Source organism: Pseudomonas glycinis (assembly GCF_054871425.1).
Genome location: NZ_JBTYHF010000001.1, coordinates 196,874 through 218,077 on the forward strand (window position 1 = coordinate 196,874; position 21,204 = coordinate 218,077).

Below are 21,204 nucleotides of genomic sequence, written 5' to 3' on the forward strand. Positions count from 1 at the left end.
GCAAAAAGCCCGCACAAGGCGGGCTTTTTGTGGTGTCTGGCGTTCAGTTCCAGATACCGAATATGGCGCAGCGGACGGGACTCGAACCCGCGACCCCCGGCGTGACAGGCCGGTATTCTAACCGACTGAACTACCGCTGCGCGAAACGCTTGAAACGAATGGTGGGTGATGACGGGATCGAACCGCCGACATTCTGCTTGTAAGGCAGACGCTCTCCCAGCTGAGCTAATCACCCTTCGCTTCGTTACGGGGCGCATTATGCCACAGGTTTTCGTAAAGTGTTGATTTAATTGAATATTTTTCAAAAAAATCTGAAAACCGGTGAAACGATACATCCCGCGGGTACAACCTTGAGACAGAAAAAAACCCGCTTCAGCGGGTTTTTCCGTGGCGACCTGGCGTTCAGTGGTCCAGGTTACCGAATATGGCGCAGCGGACGGGACTCGAACCCGCGACCCCCGGCGTGACAGGCCGGTATTCTAACCGACTGAACTACCGCTGCGCTAAACACTTGAAACGAATGGTGGGTGATGACGGGATCGAACCGCCGACATTCTGCTTGTAAGGCAGACGCTCTCCCAGCTGAGCTAATCACCCTTCGCTTCGGTGTGGCGCGCATTCTACGGAGCACCCCAACCTCTGGCAAGCACTTTTTTAAATAATTTTCCGAGGCCTTCCAAAGGCTTAGAGAAGGGTTGGCCTATGCCCCGGCGAAGACAATAATGCCCCCCTTTGTATAAAGGAGTGACTCGCCCCATGTGGTTCAAGAACCTGCTGATCTATCGCCTGACCCAAGACCTGCCTGTCGACGCCGAGGCGCTGGAAACTGCACTGGCGACCAAACTGGCGCGGCCGTGTGCAAGCCAGGAGCTGACCACTTACGGTTTCGTTGCGCCGTTCGGCAAGGGCGAAGATGCGCCGCTGGTACACGTCAGCGGCGATTTCCTGCTGATCTCTGCGCGCAAGGAAGAACGTATTCTGCCGGGCAGCGTCGTGCGTGACGCGGTCAAGGAAAAGGTCGAGGAGATCGAAGCCGAGCAGATGCGCAAGGTCTATAAGAAGGAACGCGATCAGATCAAGGATGAAATCATCCAGGCGTTTCTGCCGCGCGCGTTCATTCGTCGTTCGTCGACCTTTGCCGCGATCGCGCCGAAACAGGGCCTGATCCTGGTCAACTCGGCCAGCCCGAAACGCGCCGAAGACCTGCTTTCGACCCTGCGCGAAGTGATCGGCACCCTGCCCGTGCGTCCGCTCACCGTGAAAATGGCACCGACTGCGGTGATGACCGAGTGGGTCACCACGCAGAAAGCCGCCGACGATTTCTATGTGCTGGACGAGTGCGAACTGCGCGACACCCACGAAGACGGCGGCATCGTCCGTTGCAAACGCCAAGACCTGACCAGCGAAGAAATCCAGCTGCACCTGAGCACCGGCAAAGTCGTCACTCAGCTGTCGCTGGCCTGGCAGGACAAACTGTCGTTCATGCTCGACGACAAGATGACCGTCAAACGCCTGAAATTCGAGGATCTGTTGCAGGATCAGGCGGAACAGGACGGTGGCGACGAAGCCCTGGGCCAACTGGATGCCAGCTTCACTCTGATGATGCTGACCTTCGGCGACTTCCTGCCGGCACTGGTTGAAGCGTTGGGTGGGGAAGAGATGCCGCAGGGGATCTGACCCGTTATTCGTGTGAAAGCTTAAAAGATCGCAGCCTTCGGCAGCTCCTACATGAGACGAGTTTTCCTGTAGGAGCTGCCGAAGGCTGCGATCTTTTTGTTGGCGACGTATGCTTAGCTTCCTAACGCTTTCACATAACAAGGATCAAGCCATGCGCGCACTGGCTGCACTCAGCCGCTTTGTCGGCAATACCTTCGCTTACTGGGTTCTGATTTTTGCCGTCGTGGCCTTCCTGCAACCGGCGTGGTTCATCGGCCTGAAAAGCGCGATCGTACCGCTGCTGGGTCTGGTGATGTTCGGCATGGGCCTGACCCTCAAACTCGACGACTTCGCCGCCGTCGCTCGCCATCCGTGGCGGGTGGCGCTGGGCGTGGTTGCGCATTTCGTGATCATGCCCGGTGTGGCGTGGTTGCTCTGCCAGGTGTTTCACCTGCCGCCAGAAATCGCCGTCGGGGTGATTCTGGTCGGTTGCTGCCCGAGCGGCACCTCTTCGAACGTGATGACCTGGCTGGCGCGCGGTGATCTGGCGCTTTCCGTGGCGATTGCCGCGGTCACTACCCTGCTCGCCCCACTGTTGACCCCGGCGCTGATCTGGCTGCTGGCCTCGGCGTGGCTGCCGGTATCGTTCATGGAGCTGTTCTGGTCGATCCTGCAAGTGGTGCTGTTGCCGATCGTTCTCGGCGTGGTCGCGCAGCGGCTGCTCGGCGACAAGGTGCGGCATGCGGTGGATGTGTTGCCGCTGGTGTCGGTGGTCAGCATCGTGATTATTGTCACCGCCGTGGTCGCGGCGAGTCAGGCGAAAATCGCCGAGTCCGGCCTGCTGATCATGGCCGTGGTCATGCTGCACAACAGCTTCGGTTATCTGCTCGGCTACTTCACCGGGCGCCTGTTCGGCCTGCCGCTGGCTCAGCGCAAGTCGCTGGCACTGGAAGTCGGCATGCAGAATTCGGGACTGGGCGCGGCATTGGCCAGTGCGCACTTCTCGCCACTGGCGGCGGTGCCGAGCGCGCTGTTCAGCGTTTGGCACAATATTTCCGGAGCACTGCTGTCGACGTACTTCCGGCGCATGAGCGAGAAGGAAGACCGCGACAACCTCGCGCAACGGGCTGCCGATTGAGGCTGAAAACTTGATCCCCGGGTTAATGCTCGTCACTATATTGCGCAACGCGGGGACGACCCTGCGGCTCGATCGAGTCATTCATCTGGGGACGACCCCGTCAATCGATGGAGGTCCTGCATGTCCTGGATCATTCTGTTTTGCGCCGGCCTGTTCGAAGTCGGCTGGGCCGTCGGCCTGAAATACACCGACGGCTTCACCCGCCCGCTCCCCACCGCCCTCACCGTTGCCGCCATGGCCATCAGCCTTGGTTTGCTCGGTCTGGCGATGAAGGAATTGCCGTTGGGTACGGCCTATGCGATCTGGACCGGCGTAGGTGCGGTGGGCACGGTGATCGCCGGGATCATTCTGTTTGGTGAATCGATGGCATTGATTCGGCTGGTCAGTGTGGCGTTGATCGTTACCGGGTTGATCGGACTCAAGGTCAGCGCTTAGGCCACCGGCCCCATCGCTGGCAAGCCAGCTCCAACAAGATTGGTGTACACCATCGAACCTGTGGGAGCTGGCTTGCCAGCGATGAGGGCCGTCCAGTCAACGACTATCTGACAGATCCGCGCAACTCCCCCACCAACACCTGCAACTTCGCCGGCTCCGTCCCTTCGGTAATTGCCGGCCCCGCCACCAGCGTCACCCGCGACCACAAGCGATGGAACAAGCCCTTGCTCGGATCGCGACTGAAGAAACTCCCCCACAATCCTTGCAACGCCAGCGGAATCACCGGCACCGGGGTCTCTTCCAGAATGCGCGTCACGCCGCCGCGAAACTCGTTGATCTCGCCATCGGCGGTCAATTTGCCTTCCGGGAAAATGCACACCAGCTCACCGTCCTTCAAATACTGGGCAATACGCGTGAAGGCTTTTTCGTAGATCTGGATATCTTCCTGGCGTCCGGCGATAGGAATCGCGCCCGCCGTGCGAAAGATGAAGTTCAGCACCGGCAGGTTGTAGATCTTGTAGTACATGACAAAGCGAATCGGCCTACGCACGGCACCGCCGATGAGCAAGGCGTCAACGAACGACACGTGGTTGCACACCAACAGCGCCGCGCCCTCGTCCGGGATCGCTTCAAGGTTGCGGTGCTCGACGCGGTACATGGAATGGCTGAGCAGCCAGATCATGAAGCGCATGCTGAATTCCGGAACGATCTTGAAGATGTAGGCATTGACGCCGATGTTCAGCAGCGACACCACCAGGAACAGTTGCGGGATCGACAGTTTGGCGACGCTCAACAACACGATCGAAACAATCGCCGACACCACCATAAACAGCGCGTTGAGAATGTTGTTGGCGGCAATCACCCGCGCCCGTTCGTTTTCAGCCGTGCGCGACTGGATCAGCGCGTACAGCGGCACAATATAGAAACCACCGAAAATGCCCAGGCCAAGGATGTCGATCAACACCGCCCAGGTGTGCACGAAGCCCAGCACGGCAATCCAGCTATGGCCGGTGACGCTGTCCGGGATCCCACCGGAATGCCACCACAGCAACAGGCCGAACACGGTCAGGCCAAACGAGCCAAAGGGCACCAGTCCGATCTCGACTTTGCGCCCCGAGAGCTTCTCGCAGAGCATCGAACCCAGCGCGATGCCCACCGAGAACACGGTCAGGATCAGCGTGACCACGGTTTCGTCACCGTGCATCCATTCCTTGGCGTAGGCCGGGATCTGCGTCAGGTAAATCGCCCCGACAAACCAGAACCACGAGTTACCGACAATCGAGCGCGACACCGCAGGTGTCTGGCCCAGACCGAGTTTCAGCGTCGCCCAGGACTGGCTGAAGATATTCCAGTTCAGGCGCATTTCCGGCGACGAGGCCGCCGCGCGCGGAATGCTGCGGCTGGCCACATAACCCAGCACGGCAATGCCGACGATCGCTGCGGAGACTACCGGCGCGTAGTGCTCGGACGACATCATGATCCCGGCGCCGATGGTGCCGGCGAGAATCGCCAGAAACGTGCCCATCTCCACCAGACCGTTGCCGCCGACCAGTTCATCGTCGCGCAAGGCCTGCGGCAGGATCGAATACTTCACCGGGCCGAACAACGCCGAGTGAGTGCCCATGGCGAACAGTGCCACCAGCATCAGCGACAGATGATCGAAGAGGAAGCCGATCGATCCTACGGCCATGATGGCGATTTCCGCGAGTTTGATCAGACGGATCAGCGCGTCCTTGGCGAATTTTTCCCCGAACTGCCCGGCCAGCGCCGAGAACAGGAAAAACGGCAGGATAAACAGCAGCGCGCAGAGGTTGACCCAGATCGAGCGATCGCCCTCGATGGTCAGCCGATAGAGGATGGCGAGGATCAACGACTGCTTGAAGACGTTGTCGTTGAACGCGCCGAGCGACTGGGTAATAAAGAAGGGCAAAAAGCGCCGGGTGCGCAACAGGTTGAACTGTGAGGGGTGACTCATCTTCCGTGTTTCCTGATGTTAGGTAGTGAGGCCTGGGTGCTTGTTATTGGAATCCCGCACCACGATCCAGGCCACACCTTACCTAAACTTTTCGGATTATTTCTTCAAACCTGCAATACACGGCGAGACAAACAGCTCGCCTCGCCACGCGCCCTGCACGGTGCGCTTGCCGACGATCAGCCACATTGCCGCCAACAAAATCACCAGCGCGGTACCGAATACACTGAAAAACGTCAGGTTGAGGATGCTTGCCAGTTTCAGCGTCGCCAGCGAATACACGCCCAACGGGAACGTAAAACCCCACCAGCCGAGGTTGAACGGAATGCCGTCACGCAGATAACGCACGGTGATCAGCAGCGCCATCAACATCCACCACAGACCAAAACCCCACAGCGTGATCCCAGCGACCAGACCCAGGCCTGAAGCAATTTCACCGACGCCGGGCAGACCATTCGCGGCAAAAATCGCTGGTGCCTCACCGCCCAACAGCAACATGCCCAGCGCACCGGTACCGATCGGACCCAGCGCCAGCCAGCTCGACGCGGCCATGTTTTCGTGGGGCAGTTTGTGCAAGGCCATGCGCAGCAACAGAATGGTGAGAATGCTGAACGCCACTGGCAGGGAGAATGCCCAAAGCACATAGCTGGTAGTCAGTACGATCAGTTGCCCATGGGCGTCGGTCAGATGCGGGGCGAGCAAGCCGCCGCTGGCCGCTGCCACTTCCGCCGCCACTACCGGCAGCAACCAGACCGCGGTCATCTGATCGATGCTGTGTTCCTGGCGGGTAAACATCATGTACGGAATCAGCACACCGCAGGCCAGCGACATCGCCACATCGATCCACCACAACACTTCAACAAGTTGAATAACACCGTCGCCCCAGCGCGGCAGGCCGAACAACAGAAAGCCGTTAATGATCGTCGCCAGGCCCATGGGAATGGTGCCGAAGAACATCGACACGGTGGAATGACCGAAAATCCGCCGGGCCTCGTCAAAGAACAAAATCCAGCGCGCGGCGTAGGCAGCGGTAAACAGGCTGAACAAGAGAATGTTGAACAGCCACAGCCCCTCGGCCACGGCGCGCAATCCGGGAATGGCCAGCGGCAACTGAGCAAGTGCCAATGCCAGCACACCGGTGCCCATGGTTGCAGCGAACCAGTTCGGCGTGAATTGGCGAATCACTTCACGAGGATGTTGAAGCTGACTGAAAGGTTTGTAGCCGGGGGTGACGCTGTTGCGGCAAATCATCATGAACTCCTGTCCTCTGGTGAGGTTGAATCCATGGTAGATCCGAATCGAATATCGATATAACGGGTAATATCTCTAACTGTTATCTGTTTTACAGATAAGCGTCTACACGCGCTAAGGAGCGCTGCAAACTCTGCCCGTCTGCGGACGCAGACTGAGCAGCAGCGCAGCAACGGCCAGCACGATCAACACAACGCCGTAACCGTCGGTGGTCGCCAGCAGTCCAAAGTTGCGCGCCAGATACCCGGCCAGCAGCGCCGGCAGACAGAACGCCAGATAACTGAGCACGTAATACGCTGACATCAAGCCGGCTCGTTCATGCGGCAAAGCCAGCGGCACCAGGCTGCGCACCGCTCCGAGAAAGCCCGAACCAAAGCCGCAACCGGCGACCAGTGTGCCAAAGAAAAACAGCGGCAGACTGGCGCCATGCACGCCGAGCAAAATCAGAATCAGCCCGACCGGCAGCAGGCTCGCGCCCAGCCGCAGCGCCTGAGCGGCCGGCCGATTGCGCATCGTAAAAATCATCAACGCACCGGTCGCGGTGAGCGCCGCGACCGTCGCACCGCCGATCAGATTGGAGGTAGAGCCAGTGGCCGTGCGCACCAACGACGGTGCCAGCGAGGCATAAAAACCTCCGAGCGCCCAGGTCGCGGTGTTCAGTGGCAGCACGCGCCACAACGTTGAACGCGCTTGCACCGGCACGTGCAGGGTCGGTCGCAACGACGCCAGCGCCCCACCTTGCCGCGAGACACTTTCCGGCAGGCGCCAGACATACATGCCTTGCAACACGAACAACGCCAACAGCAACCAATAGGTCAGCTGCAACGGCGCCGGTGCAAATTCTGCCAGCAAGCCACAGCCCAAACCGCCCAGAGCCATCCCGAGTAACGGTGCGACACTGTTGATCAGCGGCCCCTGCTGCCGGTCGGTGTCGAGCAGCGTTGCGCTCAATACGGCAGTGGCCATGCCGGTGGCGAAACCTTGCAACACCCGTGCGCTGATCAACCAAGCCACGCTATCGGCATAGATGAACAGCAACATTGCCAGCGCATTGAGCAACACGGCGGTGAAGATCACCGGTTTGCGTCCGAGATGGTCGGAAAGCGAACCGACCGTCAGCAACGCTGCCAACAGACTGAAAGCGTAAACGGCGAAGATCAGCGTCAATATCGCTGCCGAGAAATGCAGTTGATCCTGATACAAGTGATACAACGGCGTCGGCGCGGTGGAAGCGGCGAGAAAACTGAGTAAGGTGATCGCCAGAAACCACAAGCTGGACCGGTGGGAAGCGACACTATTCAAGGGGCTGGTCATGGGCACACTCCGCAAAAGCTAATTGTTTGCTTTTGCGCAGTGTGCTACCGCCCAGCGCTTAAAGCAAATTCTTTGTGTTAAGGTCTGCCGCATGGCTATTAAAGAAGGTTTACGCCCCGGTGGCCGCAGTGCCCGGGTGCAGGAGTCGATTCATTCGGCGGTCAATGCGCTGCTGCAAGAGCAGGAACGTTCCACCGTGACCGTCCCGCAAATCGCCGCCCGCGCGGGGGTAACGCCGTCGACGATTTATCGACGCTGGGGTGATCTGGCGGCGTTGCTGGCGGACGTCGCCCTCGCCCGCATGCGCCCGGACAGCGAGCCGGCGAACACTGGCAGCCTGCGCGGCGATATCCGTGCGTGGGCCGAGCAGTATCTTGACGAGATGAGTTCAGAGGTCGGGCGCAACATGATGCGCGACGTGCAGGCCAGCGCTACGCCGGGCTATTGCGTGGCGATCATTGGTGCGCAGTTGCAGACCATTGTCGATCGCTATCGGCATGAGAAGGCGCCGAGTGTCGATCGCTTGATCAATCTGGTGGTGGCGCCGGTGGTGTTCCGGATCCTGTTTTCGGCGGCGGCGCTGGAGGTGGATGAGTTGCATCGGTTGGTCGATATTGCGCTGCGTCTTGACTGACGCGCTCACTCCCACAAGGAAATGCATTCCAATTGTGGGAACGAGCCTGCTCGCGAAGAGGTCCGCCCGGTCACCACAAAAACCACCCGGTACCCCGCCTGCGACACCCCGCCACGCCACGACCTTGGTCGACACTGACTAACCGCCGCGCGCGTGCGAGACTGTCCGCCCGGGCAGGAGTGCCGGGGAGTCTTTTGTCGGGAGTGCTGCATGTCGTTGTCCACCGGGCTGATCGCCGTCGTTGCCCTGGCCTACATGGCCATCATGTTCGCCATCGCCTTCTACGGCGACCGTCGCAGCACGCCGTTGCCGCCACGGGTGCGCGCCTGGGTGTACAGCCTGTCACTGGCGGTTTACTGCACCAGTTGGACGTTCTTTGGCGCGGTCGGTCAGGCGGCGGAACAACTGTGGTCATTCCTGCCGATCTACCTCGGGCCGATCCTGCTGCTGGTCGGCGCGCCGTGGGTCCTGCAGAAAATGGTGATGATCAGCAAACAGGAGAACATCACCTCCATCGCCGACTTCATCGCCGCGCGCTACGGCAAGTCACAATCGCTGGCGGTGGTGGTGGCACTGATCTGTCTGGTCGGCGTGCTGCCCTATATTGCCCTGCAACTCAAAGGCATCGTCCTTGGCGTGAACCTGTTGATCGGCGCCGGCGCCGATGCCATGGGCACCCGCGCTCAAGACACGGCGCTGATCGTGTCGCTGGTGCTGGCGTTGTTCACCATCGTTTTCGGTACGCGCAACCTCGACGCCACCGAACACCACCGTGGCATGGTGCTGGCGATCGCGTTCGAGTCGCTGGTCAAGCTGTTCGCCTTTCTCGCCGTCGGCGCCTTCGTCACGTACGGCCTGTATGACGGTTTCGACGACCTGTTCAATCAGGCGATGCTCGCCCCGCGCCTTGAGGCGTACTGGAAGGAAACCATCAACTGGCCATCGATGGTGGTGCAGACCGGCGTGGCGATGATGGCGATCATTTGCCTGCCCCGGCAATTTCACGTCACCGTGGTGGAGAACATCGACCCGCAGGATCTGCGTCTGGCGAAGTGGGTCTTCCCCGCCTATCTGGCTTTGGCCGCATTGTTTGTAGTACCGATCGCCCTTGCCGGTCAGATGATGCTGCCCAGCCACGTGCTGCCCGACTCGTTTGTGATCAGCCTGCCGCTGGCCCAGGCCCATCCGGCGCTGGCGATGCTGGCGTTTATCGGTGGTGCATCGGCAGCGACCGGCATGGTGATTGTCGCCAGCGTCGCACTGTCGACCATGGTCTCCAACGACATGCTGTTGCCGTGGCTGTTGCGCCGCAACAACGCCGAGCGCCCGTTCGAAGTGTTCCGCCAGTGGATGCTCTCGGTGCGCCGAGTGAGCATCGTGGTGATTCTGCTGCTGGCCTATGTCAGTTATCGCTTGCTTGGCTCGACCGCGAGCCTGGCGACCATCGGCCAGATCGCCTTCGCCGCGGTGACGCAACTGGCGCCGGCGATGCTCGGCGCGCTGTATTGGAAACAGGCCAACCGTCGCGGCGTGTTCGCCGGCCTCGCCACCGGCACCTTTCTGTGGTTCTACACGCTAGTACTGCCGATTGCCGCGCACAGTCTCGGCTGGTCGCTGGCGAGTTTCCCCGGGTTGGCGTGGCTGCACAGCAATCCACTGAACCTGCCGATCACCCCGCTGACTCAAGGCGTAGTGCTGTCGCTGGCCGGTAATTTCACCCTGTTCGCCTGGGTCTCGGTGCTCTCGCGCACGCGGGTTTCCGAGCACTGGCAGGCTGGGCGTTTCATCGGCCAGGAAATCAGCGCACGACCTAATGCTCGTTCGATGCTGGCGGTACAGATCGACGATCTGCTGCAACTGGCGGCGCGTTTTGTCGGCGAAGAACGCGCGCGGCAGAGCTTCATTCGCTTCGCCTACCGCCAGGGCAAGGGCTTCAACCCCAACCAGAACGCCGACAGCGAATGGATTGCCCACACCGAACGCTTGCTGGCTGGTGTCCTCGGCGCTTCTTCGACGCGCGCCGTAGTAAAGGCCGCCATCGAAGGTCGGGAAATGCAGTTGGAGGACGTAGTCCGAATCGCTGACGAAGCCTCGGAAGTGCTGCAATTCAACCGCGCGCTGCTGCAAGGCGCGATCGAGAACATCACCCAGGGCATCAGCGTGGTCGACCAGTCGCTGAAACTGGTGGCGTGGAACCGGCGTTATCTGAAGCTGTTCAACTACCCCGACGGCCTGATCAGCGTCGGCCGGCCGATTGCCGACATCATTCGCTACAACGCCGAACGCGGTTTGTGCGGCCCCGGCGAAGCGGAAGTGCACGTTGCGAGGCGTCTGCACTGGATGCGCCAGGGCCGCGCGCACACTTCCGAACGGCTGTTCCCCAATGGCCGGGTGATCGAGCTGATCGGCAACCCGATGCCCGGCGGCGGATTTGTCATGAGCTTCACCGACATTACCGCGTTCCGTGAAGCCGAACAGGCGCTGACCGAGGCCAACGAAGGGCTGGAACAACGGGTCAGCGAGCGTACCCAGGAACTGTCGCAACTCAATGTCGCGCTCACCGAAGCCAAGGGCAACGCCGAGGCGGCCAACCAGTCGAAAACCCGCTTCCTCGCCGCCGTCAGCCACGACTTGATGCAACCGCTGAACGCCGCGCGACTGTTCTCCGCCGCCCTCTCCCACCAGAACGAAGGCTTGAGCGCAGAGGCGCAGCAGCTGGTGCAACACCTCGACAGCTCTCTGCGTTCGGCGGAAGACCTGATCAGCGATCTGCTCGACATCTCGCGCCTGGAAAACGGCAAGATCAACCCGGACCGCAAAGCGTTCGTCGTCAATGAACTGTTCGACACCCTCGGCGCGGAGTTCAAGGCGCTGGCCCAAGAGCAAAAGCTCACGTTCCGGGTGCGCGGCAGTCAATTGCGCATCGACAGCGACATCAAACTGCTGCGGCGAATCCTGCAAAACTTCCTCACCAACGCTTTCCGCTATGCCAAAGGCCCGGTGCTGCTGGGCGTGCGTCGGCGCGGTGGTGAGTTATGCCTGGAAGTCTGGGATCGCGGCCCGGGCATTCCGGAAGACAAGCAGCAAGTGATTTTCGAAGAATTCAAACGCCTCGACAGCCACCAGACCCGCGCCGAAAAAGGCCTGGGCCTGGGACTGGCGATCGCCGATGGCTTATGCCGCGTGCTCGGGCACACCCTGCGCGTTCGCTCTTGGCCGGGGCGCGGCAGTGTGTTCAGCGTGACGGTGCCGATCGCCCGCACGCAAACGCCTCCAGTCAGCGCCACGGTGGAACTGAACGGGAAGCTGCTCAGCGGCGCGCAGGTACTGTGCATCGATAACGAAGACAGCATCCTGATCGGCATGAACAGCCTGCTGAGCCGCTGGGGCTGCCAAGTGTGGACGGCGCGCAACCGCGAAGAATGCGCAGCGATATTGAATGAAGGTGTGCGGCCGCAACTGGCGCTGGTCGACTATCACCTCGACCACGGCGACACCGGCACAGAGCTGATGGCCTGGTTGCGCACGCGCCTGGGCGAGCCCGTGCCCGGCGTGGTCATCAGCGCGGATGGACGCCCGGAGACCGTGGCGCAAGTGCATGCGGCGGGCCTGGATTATCTGGCCAAACCGGTGAAGCCGGCGGCGTTGCGGGCACTGCTGAGTCGGTATTTGCCGTTGTAAAAGGTGACCTTGCAGACGCCTTCGCGAGCAGGCTCGCTCCCACAGAAAAGCAAAGCAGCGAAGCTGCCCGCGGCGCAGCCGCCCCACTCAACAATGAGCGCAAGCTCGAGTGCTCTTGATCTTGCTTTTGATCCACCGGCGACGTCGGAAGGCTGAGCGGAGGGATTGATCCGGGCGTGGGAGCGCAGCGACCGTCTGGCGCAGCCAGACACAGCGCAAGGAGGTGCAGCGAAGCAAACCGGAGCCGCTGCGCCCGGATCGATCCCGGAGCGAAGGGACCCGAGCTTGCGAGGGCCGAACGCAGGAGCAAGCCTTTTGGGTTACCTTTTTGCTGGGCCGGCACTCCGGCGTTTGAAAAAGGTGACTCGCCGTAAGGGCGAAACCGCCAGCCGCCACGACCGCAGCAACGGATATGCCCCCAAAATCAGCCCAATAAACGACGCCTACTCAGGCAACTCAACCAACCCATCAACATCCGTCATCGCCCGCTCGAGCAAATCCGCCGGCAAGCTCTTGCTCGCCCGCGCACCGAGCAACTTCAACTGCTCACTGCGGCTGACCAGATTACCGCGCCCCTCTGTCAGCTTGTTGCGCGCCGAGCTGTAAGCCTTGTCCAGCTGCTGCAGACGATTGCCCACTTCGTCCAGATCCTGAATAAACAACACGAACTTGTCGTACAGCCAACCCGCGCGCTCGGCGATTTCCCGGGCGTTCTGGCTCTGCCGCTCCTGCTTCCACAGACTGTCAATCACCCGCAGCGTGGCCAGCAGCGTAGTCGGGCTGACGATCACGATATTGCGGTCGAAAGCGTCCTGAAACAGCGACGGCTCAGCCTGCAATGCCGCAGAAAATGCCGCTTCAATCGGTACGAACAGCAAAACGAAATCGAGGCTGTGCAAGCCTTCCAGACGCTTGTAATCCTTGCCGGCCAGACCTTTCACATGATTGCGCAGCGACAACACGTGCTGCTTGATCGCGACCTGCCCCAACGTGTCGTTATCAGCCGCAACATATTGTTGATAGGCCGTGAGGCTGACTTTCGAGTCGACCACCACCTGCTTGTCGCCGGGCAGATAAATGATCACATCGGGCTGGAAGCGCTCACCGTCCGGGCCTTTGAGATTGACCTGAGTCTGATACTCGCGGCCCTTCTCCAGACCCGCGTGCTCAAGAACCCGCTCGAGGATCAGTTCGCCCCAATTGCCCTGGGTTTTCTGGCCCTTGAGCGCGCGAGTCAGATTGGTCGCTTCGTCGCTCAGACGCAGGTTCAACGCCTGCAAACGCTCCAGCTCCTTGGCCAGCGAGAAGCGCTCGCGGGCTTCGGCCTGATAGCTTTCTTCAACGCGTTTTTCAAAGGACTGGATGCGCTCTTTCAACGGATCAAGCAACTGCCCGAGCCGCTGCTGGCTGGTTTCGGCAAAGCGCTGCTCACGCTCATCGAAGATCTTGCCGGCCAGCTCGGCGAATTGCGCGCGCAGTTCATCGCGTGAGCCTTGCAGGTCGTTGAGACGTTGTTGATGGCTTTCCTGTTGCTCTCGCAGTTCGGCGCTCAGCGAGGCAGCGTGGGCGTCCAGGCGGCGTAACTCAGCATCCTTGTTGGCGCGTTCGAGGTTCCAGGCGTGGGAGGCATCGCGGGCGTCGTCGCGCTCGATCTGCAGCAATTCGACTTCGCGGCGCAGGGCGGCGAGGTCTGCCTGTTTGGCGGCGTTGGCCTGGCCGAGGTCGGCGATTTCATCGCGGCTCGCTTCAAGCTGCGCGGTGAGGCCGTCCTGGGCCAGTTGCGCCATGGCCAGGCGCTCTTCGAGCAAGGCCAGATCGGCCTGGGCATTGCTGGCCCGGCGTTGCAGTTGCCAGGCCAGCGCCAGCAGCGGCACCCCTGCTGCCGCAAGACCAAGCAATATGCTGGTCAAGTCCATAGCCATAGCGACTCCTGCCAATCGGATAAAGCCTGAAGGTTAACCAAGGTGTCTGGGCTTGGACAGCTCAGTCTTCGATCAGACCGAGTTCCTGCTGCGCGCGACGGTCACCGGCACGGGCGGCCTGACGCAGCAACTCCTGACCGATACGCCGGTCACGGGCATTGCCGCACTCCCGGCAAATCAATTGGCCGAGACGGCTCTGTGCAGCGACCACGCCTTCTCGGGCCGGTTGCTTGAGCAGACGGCCGGCCAGGTGCTTGGCGCTGGGACTGTCGCTCAGGCGCGGCGCATCGAGCAGCCATTCGGCAACACGCACGGAAAAACGCTTGGGAGCGGTAACAGAGGTCGGATTGGAGGTAACAGAGTCTGATACTGAGCGAAACTTCATAAAGCACTGCGGGACAGATCGGAAGGCGCGCCACTTTACTCTCTTTTTCTTACAGGTAAAGTCGAAAAAAACCCGGCACGCCCGTGCTAGAGCAAGCGCTAGGGACAATCCACAGAAGCTGTGGATAAGTCAGTGGACAACCGCTCTACGATCCCCGCAAAGCCTTATGGAATGGGGCTCGCAGTCAAACTGACGATTTTTTCACCAACAAAAAAAGACGATATTTTTCATTGACTTAAACTTTTGATACAGGCAGCGACTGGCGTCAGGATCGATGTGACAGTTGCGTTACGCTCTGCGCAACTAATGTGCACAAGTACCTGTGAGCCGGTTATATGCGTGCGCTTTTTCGGGTCATTTTGCGCAGCTGCGAGCGACCGAAAGGCTCTGCGAAAAGCACGCACGCCGACGGACGGTGCGACACGACCTTTCCCGGTGATCCTTTTTTTGGTCATGGGGTTTGCTTCGCCCGAACGGATCCGTTACTATCCGCGGCGTTAGTACCAAGCTGAAAGTCAATTCCGGTCGAACATCTCCCCACGGTCAACTTCCAACAGGAAGACATTGCCGAAAAAAGCGGGAACGACCCCTCGATGGTTTCCAGGTAAATCTTGCGACGACGCTGCCTTTGAACGAAAACAAAGGGCGTTGCGAAGAACACTTACTCTGACCGAACCAACCTGCAAATTGATCAGGATCTTCACCCCGGGCCCAGAACCTTTGCCCTCGCTGTGATGCCTGTCCTCCTAAGTACCTACCTGCCAGCCCAAGCGCGCACATTTATCAGCGCTTCAAACTGGCTGCTTTGTTCCAGTCGGGTTCTTCGTTCGATCAATGGTGATCAACGTTACTGGAACGTTTTAACGTTGCACGGTTCTTATCCGTGTCATTTGTAGGAACACCTAATAACTATGTCTACTCAAATCCAGACTCAGGATGCCATTCGCACCCTAACCAACGCTTTTGCTCCAATGAACTGCCTGATCATGGCCGCTCGCAAAGGCTGCTTCAGCTTCACCGTGGTCAATGAACACGGCATCGCTCGTCACAGCGAGCGTTTGTACCCCGATCAATACTCCAGCGCCGAACCGCTGCAGGCCGTGATCGAGCGTACCCGTCAGGCACTGGTTGCCTGAAAGCCGGACAGGCTGCAAAAGCAAAGCCCTGCTGAAAAGCGGGGCTTTTTATTGCCTGATATTTCACTTTTAGCGCTGCGCTTCTAAGCATGTTCCGATCTAACGCCCGGGATGCGATGGCGGAAATATTTTAAAAACAGGCCTTTACACGCTGAATATGACACTACACTTCAACTCAAGCGGCTTGACCCGCTTGCGGCGAGCCTGAGTCGATCCACTGCTGCCAAGGCCCCTTCAGGACTCGCCCTCAACAACAAGAACCGAGGGTGTTATGGGTATCGCTGCCAGCGAACTGTGCCGCTATGTGATCCGTCCCACACTGATTTATCTGGGACGCCACTGCGCAACTGCCGAATCCCTGCTGCTGGGTATCGCCGCCAGCCAGTCCGCCCTCGGGTCTGCCCTGCATGACCGCCGTGGCCACGGCCTCTACCGGATTGCCGAGCATCGCCATCAGGCCCTCTGGGATGATTATCTGGCGCTCGATCCGGAGCGCGCCAGCCTGGTACGCGGCCTGGCCAGTCAGCATGCGTTCCTCAGCGGCCCGCATCTGGAACTGACCGTCAACCTGCGTTACGCCACGGCCATCGCCTGGCTGCTGGTAGAAGAACAAAACCCCACCCTCCCCGCTCCGACCGACCTGCTCGGCATGGCGCGTATCTGGCGCCAGACCTTTCAACCGCAAGGCCGTTTGCGCGACTTCACCTATGCCTGGCAAACCTGTGTTTCACCGCTGAATCAGGTCGCTTGCTGACCGGGCGGTTTCACAAGTTCTCCCATCAGGTCGCCATTTTGGTCGGATTGTCCTACAAAACCGCTCTAACTCAAGGCATACAGGCTATAGCGCTGGGACGAAAATGTTGGTAATTTTCGCCCCGGTGATCACCAGGAGTTCTAATAATGAAAAAAGTCATGCTCAAAACCACCCTTAGCCTCGCCGTTACCCTTGCCTCCACACAAATCTTCGCGGCAGGTTTTGCCCTCAACGAACAAAGCATCAGTGGGATGGGGACTGGTTTTGCCGGGCGATCTTCTTCTGCCGACGACGCAAGCACTGTTTATGGCAACCCGGCCGGCATGGCGCGCATCAAGCGCGAACAAGTCACCGGTGGTGTCGCCGTTGTCGATGCACACACCGATATCAGCAACGCCAGCTCCAGCCCTAACGGCGGCAGCAACAAAGGCGACATGGTGCCCTTCACCGCTGTACCTATGGGCTTCTATGTAAAACCGATCGATGACCACTGGGCATTCGGTCTCGGTGTGTACGTACCGTTCGGTCTGATCACGGATTACGAAAACGGCTTCGCCGGTCGTTACTTCGGCAGCAAGTCCGAAGTACAAGTCATCACTTTCCAGCCAACCGTCAGCTACGCCTTCAACGACAAGGTGTCGATCGGTTTCGGCCCGACCATCAACCGCATCGACGGCTCGCTGGAATCCAACCTGTCGATCACCCAGGCACTGCCGGACGGCAAGGTCAAGATCAAGGGTGACGACACCGCGCTGGGTTACAACGTCGGCTTGCTGGTCCAGGCCACCGACACCACCCGTGTCGGCCTGACCTACCACTCCAAGGTCGACTACAAGCTCGAAGGCGACACCAAGGTCAACTACAACGCTCTGGCGCTGGTGGGCGTTGGCGCCAACCAGAAGTACGACGCTTCGTTGAAGATCACCACGCCGGAATCCGTGGACCTGTCGGTCACCCAGGCGATCAACGAACGCTGGAACGTCTACGCCGGCACCACCTGGACCCGCTGGAGCCAGCTGGACAAGATCACCGTGAAGAACTCCGGCGTGCAGCCTCTGCTGGCCGGTCAGTTCGGTTCGATCAACGAAGACCAGAACTGGCATGACTCCTGGGCGTACGCCGTGGGTACCTCGTACCAGTTGAACAAGGAATGGGTACTGCGTACCGGTCTGACCTTCGACCAGTCGCCAACCAATAACGAAGACCGCTCGCCGCGTATCCCGACTGGCGACCGCACCATCTTCAGTATCGGTGCCGGCTGGAGCCCGACGGACGACCTGACCATCGACGTCGCGTACTCGTACCTCAAAGAAGAGTCGGTCAACATCCGCAACGAAAACGCGCGTGGCCAGACCTACGATGCCAAGTATGAAAACTCGGCAAACGGCTTCGGTGTCGGCGCGACTTACCGCTTCTGATGCACCGTGGCGAGGCTAACCCCTCGCCCACCAAAAAGCCCCGCTCTCTTTACAGAGGCGGGGCTTTTTCTTGCCTGCAACTTTTCACTGGAACGACAAAATCACCCTTGTGGGAGCGAGCCTGCTCGCGAAGGCGGTATGTTAGATGTTGATGTGCTAACTGACACATCGCTTCGCGAGCAGGCCCGCTCCCACAGAGAACAGCATTAATCAGGGCTTCAGCGGTTTGGAGGCAATGGCCTTTTCGATCGCCGCAATAAATTCCGGATCATCCGGTTTGGTCAAACTGGAAAAACTCGCCACCACCTTGCCCTGCCGGTCGACCACATACTTGTAGAAATTCCACTTCGGCGCATTGCTCTGCGCGGCCAATACCTGAAACAGGTGTGTGGCGTCATCGCCGCGAACCTTCTGCGGCTCGGTCATGTTGAACGTCACGCCATAGTTGGCGTAGCAGACCTTGGCGGTTTCCGCGCTGTCCTTGGACTCCTGCTTGAAGTCATTCGACGGCACGCCAAGCATCTCCAGCCCTTGCGCCTTGTAGCGCTTGTTCAGCGCCTCGAGGCCTTCGAACTGCGGGGCGAAACCGCAGAAGCTGGCGGTATTGACCACCACCAGCGGCTTGTCGGCGTACTGCTTGCACAGATCGATGGATTCCTTGGCGCGCAGCTTGGGCAGCGAGCCTTGCAGCAGCTCAGGACAATCGGCGGCCTGGGCCAGGCCAGTCAACGCCATCAGCAACGCGGGAACAGCACACCAGCGCATCAACATGTCGAATTTCCTTGGGCAGTCATCAGGCTTCGACGTTACTCGCCACGCTGCCATCTAGCAAATACTCATGCCCAACTGCATCAGCGCCAGACCACCGCGCTGCCAGCCCCACCACACCAGCGCCAACAGCGCCGCAGCCAGTGCGGCAACAACGACCCGCGCGCAGATCCGGCTCATGCTGCACTCGCCGCAGCTTGCAGGCGCGCCACCGGACGCTCGCGCACCGGCCAGTTCAGGGCCGCTGCCAGCAGGCTCAAGAGAACCGCCACTTGCCAGATCAAGTCATAACTCCCGGTACGGTCGTACACCACCCCGCCCAGCCAGCCACCAAGGAACGAGCCGAGCTGATGGAACAGAAAGACAATGCCACCGAGCATGGACAAATTGCGCACGCCGAACAAGGTCGCGACCGTACCGTTGGTCAACGGCACCGTCGACAGCCACAGGAAGCCCATGGCCATGCCGAACAGATATGCCGACGTGGTCGTCACCGGCAACCACAGGAACAGCACGATCACCACTGCGCGCAACAGATACAGCGCAGTCAACAGCCGCGGTTTGGACATACGGCCACCGAGCCAACCAGCGGTGTAAGTGCCGAAGATATTAAACAGCCCGATCAATGCCAGCACCGTGGTGCCGACACTGGCGGGCAGATGCTGATCGACCAGATAGGCTGGCAAGTGCACACCGATGAACACCACTTGAAAACCGCAGACAAAAAAGCCGAACGCCAGCAGCCAGAAACCGGAGTGCGAGCAGGCCTCACGCAGCGCTTCGCAAAGAGTCTGTTCATGGCCAAGCACCGGCAGCGGTTTGTCCTTGAGCATGCTCACCAGCGGCACAATCATCGCCACCAGCAGGCCCAGCACTAACAGCGCGGCCGACCAGCCGAGCCAGCCGATCAACCCGAGCGTGCCCGGCAACATGGCGAACTGGCCGAACGAACCGGCAGCACTGGCAATACCCATGCCCATGCTGCGTTTCTCTGGCGGCACAGCACGACCCACAACACCAAGAATGACTGAAAACGAAGTGCCCGAAAGACCGATACCGATCAGCAGACCGGCACTGAGTGACAGAGTCACTGCCGAATCAGACAGGCCCATGCACACCAGGCCGGCCGCGTAGAGGATCCCACCGACCAGCACCACTTTCGCCGCGCCGAAGCGGTCAGCCAGCGCGCCGGTGAACGGCTGCGCCAGGCCCCAGATCAGGTTCTGCAGGGCGATGGCGAAGGCAAACACCTCGCGCCCCCAGCCGAATTGCGCGCTCATCGGCGACAGGAACAGACCAAAACCGTGGCGCACGCCCAATGACAACGCCAGGATCAGCGCACTCCCCAGCAACACCCAACCGCACGTACGCCACATCGATGTCATTGTTATTCTCCAGTCGCGGGTATATACCCGCTTGAGCGCGAAAAAACCGGCGTCAGGCCAGTTCGTCGAGCAGTTTGAGCAAGGTTTCGCGCTTCTCGGCACCGAGACGGTCGATCAGCCGCTGTTGCGCCGCTTCCCACGCCGGCAATGCTGCTGCCAGGCGCTGCACGCCGGTTTCGGTGAGGCGCACGATACGGTTGCGCATGTCCTCGCCTTCGGCCAGCGTCACCAGACCTTCGCCCTCGAGCACGCGCAAGTTGCGCCCCAAGGTGCTGCGATCCAGGCCCATGGCCTCTGCCAGTTCGGAAATGCTCGGTTGCTCCAGCCGCTGCAGATTGCACAGCAGAGAATACTGGGCAACGTTGATCCCGAAGCCGTCGAGAGCGCCGTCGTAATGCCTGCTGACGCCACGCGCGGCGCGACGCAGGTTGGTGCACAAACACTGAGAAGGAAGCATGATGCGTGTATATACCCGCGAGTGTGTTAAATCAAGTTACAGATGAGTTTACTCTGCACATCATTGTTGCCGGTGAGGCCGCCATCGCGAGCAGGCTCGCTCCCTCAGGGGATTGCATTTCGAAGGTGGGAGCGAGCCTGCTCGCGAAGGGGCCGGCATCATCTACGCAAATCCTTCAGACCAAAGCGAGCCCCACCAACACCCCCATCTCCAGCAATTCCAGCAACGCCCCCGCCGTGTCCCCGGTAGTCCCACCCAACCGCCGCATCATCAATCGCCGCAGCCAGACAAACCCAACCAGCGAAATCAGCACCGCGCCGATACCCGCGATCAACACGCAGCCCAGCGCACTCCCCCCCAGCACCCACCACCCCGCTCTGCGCGGCAGATGGTCGGCCAGTGCCTGACCCAAGCCACCCGCACGCACATACGGCGTAGTCAGAAACAACCCCAACAGCGCCGCTCGCCCAAGCAACGGCACGATGATCAGCGCCAGGGTATGCCCTTGTTCGATCAGTGCCAGCAGCGCGGCAAATTTGAGCAACAACACCAGCACCAGCGTGACCACCGCAATCGGCCCGCTGCGCGGATCTTTCATGATCGTCAGCGTGCGCTCGCGATCACCAAAACCGCCGAGCCAGGCATCGGCGCTGTCGGCCAGGCCATCGAGATGCAGCGCGCCGCTGAGCAATACCCACACGGTCAGCAACAGCGCCGCATGCAGCAACATCGGCGCGCTGGCCAACAACAGATTCAACGCGAAGAGGATCAGCCCGAACAGAAATCCCACCAGCGGATAAAACAGCAGCGAACGGCCGAGCTGTTGCGGCTCGGGCATGCCCGGGAGGCGAATCGGCAGGCTGCTGAGAAACTGCAAGGCGATCCACAGCGGCAACAT

General features: G+C 60.1%; 18 protein-coding genes and 4 tRNA genes. 8 read left to right on the plus strand and 14 right to left on the minus strand.

Features of this window, described 5'->3' with window-relative positions; translation table 11 throughout:
- Window positions 1-63: 63 nt before the first annotated feature.
- From ACYSTU_RS00870 to ACYSTU_RS00885, 4 genes are all read right to left on the minus strand, one after another.
- Window positions 64-140: transfer RNA gene (locus ACYSTU_RS00870), tRNA-Asp, on the minus strand.
- Window positions 141-159: 19 nt separating this feature from the next.
- Window positions 160-235, minus strand: a tRNA-Val gene (locus tag ACYSTU_RS00875).
- Window positions 236-425: 190 nt separating this feature from the next.
- Window positions 426-502: transfer RNA gene (locus ACYSTU_RS00880), tRNA-Asp, on the minus strand.
- A gap of 19 nt (window positions 503-521) precedes the next feature.
- Window positions 522-597, minus strand: a tRNA-Val gene (locus ACYSTU_RS00885).
- 159 nt (window positions 598-756) lie between these two features.
- Here ACYSTU_RS00885 and rdgC point away from each other — a divergent pair.
- The 3 genes from rdgC to sugE all read left to right on the plus strand — a co-directional run bounded on the left by rdgC (window position 757) and on the right by sugE (window position 3,229).
- On the plus strand, window positions 757-1,677 hold the full coding sequence (gene rdgC, locus ACYSTU_RS00890) for a recombination-associated protein RdgC (RefSeq protein ID WP_024012190.1): 921 nt from the start codon (window positions 757-759) through the stop codon (window positions 1,675-1,677).
- 151 nt (window positions 1,678-1,828) lie between these two features.
- A complete protein-coding gene (locus tag ACYSTU_RS00895) occupies window positions 1,829-2,794 on the plus strand; it encodes a bile acid:sodium symporter family protein (protein WP_041479525.1) in 966 nt (321 codons plus the stop codon).
- Between the two features lie 120 nt (window positions 2,795-2,914).
- Complete coding sequence (sugE, locus tag ACYSTU_RS00900) at window positions 2,915-3,229, plus strand: quaternary ammonium compound efflux SMR transporter SugE (RefSeq protein WP_024012188.1); 315 nt, start codon at window positions 2,915-2,917, stop codon at window positions 3,227-3,229.
- A gap of 103 nt (window positions 3,230-3,332) precedes the next feature.
- On the opposite strand, the gene ACYSTU_RS00905 is transcribed toward sugE, so the two are convergent.
- The 3 genes from ACYSTU_RS00905 to ACYSTU_RS00915 form a co-directional block, all read right to left on the minus strand.
- Entirely contained in the window at window positions 3,333-5,204 is a 1,872-nt protein-coding gene (locus tag ACYSTU_RS00905; RefSeq protein WP_498995130.1) for an MFS transporter, read from the minus strand.
- A gap of 96 nt (window positions 5,205-5,300) precedes the next feature.
- The gene (locus ACYSTU_RS00910) at window positions 5,301-6,452 is read right to left on the minus strand and encodes a TDT family transporter (RefSeq protein ID WP_071171501.1); all 1,152 of its coding nucleotides are present in this window, start codon (window positions 6,450-6,452) and stop codon (window positions 5,301-5,303) included.
- Window positions 6,453-6,566: 114 nt separating this feature from the next.
- Window positions 6,567-7,754, minus strand: a complete 1,188-nt coding sequence (locus tag ACYSTU_RS00915; RefSeq protein WP_498996161.1) for an MFS transporter — start codon at window positions 7,752-7,754, stop codon at window positions 6,567-6,569.
- Between the two features lie 103 nt (window positions 7,755-7,857).
- On the opposite strand from ACYSTU_RS00915, the gene ACYSTU_RS00920 reads away from it, so the two are divergent.
- Window positions 7,858-8,400, plus strand: a complete 543-nt coding sequence (locus tag ACYSTU_RS00920; protein WP_498995135.1) for a TetR/AcrR family transcriptional regulator — start codon at window positions 7,858-7,860, stop codon at window positions 8,398-8,400.
- 210 nt (window positions 8,401-8,610) lie between these two features.
- A complete protein-coding gene (locus ACYSTU_RS00925) occupies window positions 8,611-12,081 on the plus strand; it encodes a hybrid sensor histidine kinase/response regulator (protein WP_498995138.1) in 3,471 nt (1,156 codons plus the stop codon).
- A 443-nt stretch (window positions 12,082-12,524) separates the two neighbouring features.
- Here the strand turns inward: ACYSTU_RS00925 and ACYSTU_RS00930 are convergent, their stop codons facing one another.
- Together ACYSTU_RS00930 and ACYSTU_RS00935 are read right to left on the minus strand one after the other, a co-directional pair.
- Window positions 12,525-13,889 carry a DNA recombination protein RmuC gene (locus ACYSTU_RS00930; protein WP_498996164.1) on the minus strand — a complete coding sequence of 455 codons (1,365 nt, stop codon included), beginning with the start codon at window positions 13,887-13,889 and terminating at the stop codon, window positions 12,525-12,527.
- A gap of 175 nt (window positions 13,890-14,064) precedes the next feature.
- Window positions 14,065-14,388, minus strand: coding sequence for an SEL1-like repeat protein (locus ACYSTU_RS00935; protein WP_024012181.1), 324 nt, complete (start codon window positions 14,386-14,388; stop codon window positions 14,065-14,067).
- 911 nt (window positions 14,389-15,299) lie between these two features.
- On the opposite strand from ACYSTU_RS00935, the gene ACYSTU_RS00940 reads away from it, so the two are divergent.
- The 3 genes from ACYSTU_RS00940 (at window position 15,300) to ACYSTU_RS00950 (ending at window position 17,696) form a co-directional block, all read left to right on the plus strand.
- A complete protein-coding gene (locus ACYSTU_RS00940; RefSeq protein WP_016773719.1) occupies window positions 15,300-15,524 on the plus strand; it encodes a hypothetical protein in 225 nt (74 codons plus the stop codon).
- Window positions 15,525-15,795: 271 nt separating this feature from the next.
- Window positions 15,796-16,278, plus strand: coding sequence for a hypothetical protein (locus tag ACYSTU_RS00945; protein ID WP_024012180.1), 483 nt, complete (start codon window positions 15,796-15,798; stop codon window positions 16,276-16,278).
- A 146-nt stretch (window positions 16,279-16,424) separates the two neighbouring features.
- Window positions 16,425-17,696 carry an OmpP1/FadL family transporter gene (locus tag ACYSTU_RS00950; protein WP_498995142.1) on the plus strand — a complete coding sequence of 424 codons (1,272 nt, stop codon included), beginning with the start codon at window positions 16,425-16,427 and terminating at the stop codon, window positions 17,694-17,696.
- A 210-nt stretch (window positions 17,697-17,906) separates the two neighbouring features.
- Here ACYSTU_RS00950 and ACYSTU_RS00955 read toward each other — a convergent pair whose 3' ends face one another.
- From ACYSTU_RS00955 to ACYSTU_RS00975, 5 genes are all read right to left on the minus strand, one after another.
- Entirely contained in the window at window positions 17,907-18,467 is a 561-nt protein-coding gene (locus ACYSTU_RS00955; protein WP_071171497.1) for a glutathione peroxidase, read from the minus strand.
- A 54-nt stretch (window positions 18,468-18,521) separates the two neighbouring features.
- Window positions 18,522-18,644 (minus strand): hypothetical protein, encoded by a 123-nt coding sequence (locus tag ACYSTU_RS00960; protein ID WP_016773715.1) that lies wholly within the window; start codon window positions 18,642-18,644, stop codon window positions 18,522-18,524.
- A complete protein-coding gene (locus ACYSTU_RS00965; RefSeq protein WP_498995147.1) occupies window positions 18,641-19,849 on the minus strand; it encodes an MFS transporter in 1,209 nt (402 codons plus the stop codon). Before ACYSTU_RS00965 ends, ACYSTU_RS00960 begins: the two co-directional genes overlap by 4 nt.
- Window positions 19,850-19,901: 52 nt before the next feature.
- Window positions 19,902-20,306 (minus strand): MarR family winged helix-turn-helix transcriptional regulator, encoded by a 405-nt coding sequence (locus ACYSTU_RS00970; protein WP_064365418.1) that lies wholly within the window; start codon window positions 20,304-20,306, stop codon window positions 19,902-19,904.
- A 175-nt stretch (window positions 20,307-20,481) separates the two neighbouring features.
- Window positions 20,482-21,204 (minus strand): adenosylcobinamide-GDP ribazoletransferase, encoded by a 723-nt coding sequence (locus ACYSTU_RS00975; protein WP_264364771.1) that lies wholly within the window; start codon window positions 21,202-21,204, stop codon window positions 20,482-20,484.

Coding starts and splice junctions, on each gene's coding strand:
- rdgC (WP_024012190.1), top strand. CDS start 757: ATGTGGTTCAAGAACCTGCTGATCTATCGCCTGACCCAAGACCTGCCT.
- ACYSTU_RS00910 (WP_071171501.1), bottom strand. CDS start 6,452: ATGATTTGCCGCAACAGCGTCACCCCCGGCTACAAACCTTTCAGTCAG.
- sugE (WP_024012188.1), top strand. CDS start 2,915: ATGTCCTGGATCATTCTGTTTTGCGCCGGCCTGTTCGAAGTCGGCTGG.
- ACYSTU_RS00905 (WP_498995130.1), bottom strand. CDS start 5,204: ATGAGTCACCCCTCACAGTTCAACCTGTTGCGCACCCGGCGCTTTTTG.
- ACYSTU_RS00920 (WP_498995135.1), top strand. CDS start 7,858: ATGGCTATTAAAGAAGGTTTACGCCCCGGTGGCCGCAGTGCCCGGGTG.
- ACYSTU_RS00960 (WP_016773715.1), bottom strand. CDS start 18,644: ATGAGCCGGATCTGCGCGCGGGTCGTTGTTGCCGCACTGGCTGCGGCG.
- ACYSTU_RS00940 (WP_016773719.1), top strand. CDS start 15,300: ATGTCTACTCAAATCCAGACTCAGGATGCCATTCGCACCCTAACCAAC.
- ACYSTU_RS00955 (WP_071171497.1), bottom strand. CDS start 18,467: ATGTTGATGCGCTGGTGTGCTGTTCCCGCGTTGCTGATGGCGTTGACT.
- ACYSTU_RS00895 (WP_041479525.1), top strand. CDS start 1,829: ATGCGCGCACTGGCTGCACTCAGCCGCTTTGTCGGCAATACCTTCGCT.
- ACYSTU_RS00935 (WP_024012181.1), bottom strand. CDS start 14,388: ATGAAGTTTCGCTCAGTATCAGACTCTGTTACCTCCAATCCGACCTCT.
- ACYSTU_RS00975 (WP_264364771.1), bottom strand. CDS start 21,204: ATGTTGCCGCTGTGGATCGCCTTGCAGTTTCTCAGCAGCCTGCCGATT.
- ACYSTU_RS00970 (WP_064365418.1), bottom strand. CDS start 20,306: ATGCTTCCTTCTCAGTGTTTGTGCACCAACCTGCGTCGCGCCGCGCGT.
- ACYSTU_RS00965 (WP_498995147.1), bottom strand. CDS start 19,849: ATGACATCGATGTGGCGTACGTGCGGTTGGGTGTTGCTGGGGAGTGCG.
- ACYSTU_RS00945 (WP_024012180.1), top strand. CDS start 15,796: ATGGGTATCGCTGCCAGCGAACTGTGCCGCTATGTGATCCGTCCCACA.
- ACYSTU_RS00950 (WP_498995142.1), top strand. CDS start 16,425: ATGAAAAAAGTCATGCTCAAAACCACCCTTAGCCTCGCCGTTACCCTT.
- ACYSTU_RS00925 (WP_498995138.1), top strand. CDS start 8,611: ATGTCGTTGTCCACCGGGCTGATCGCCGTCGTTGCCCTGGCCTACATG.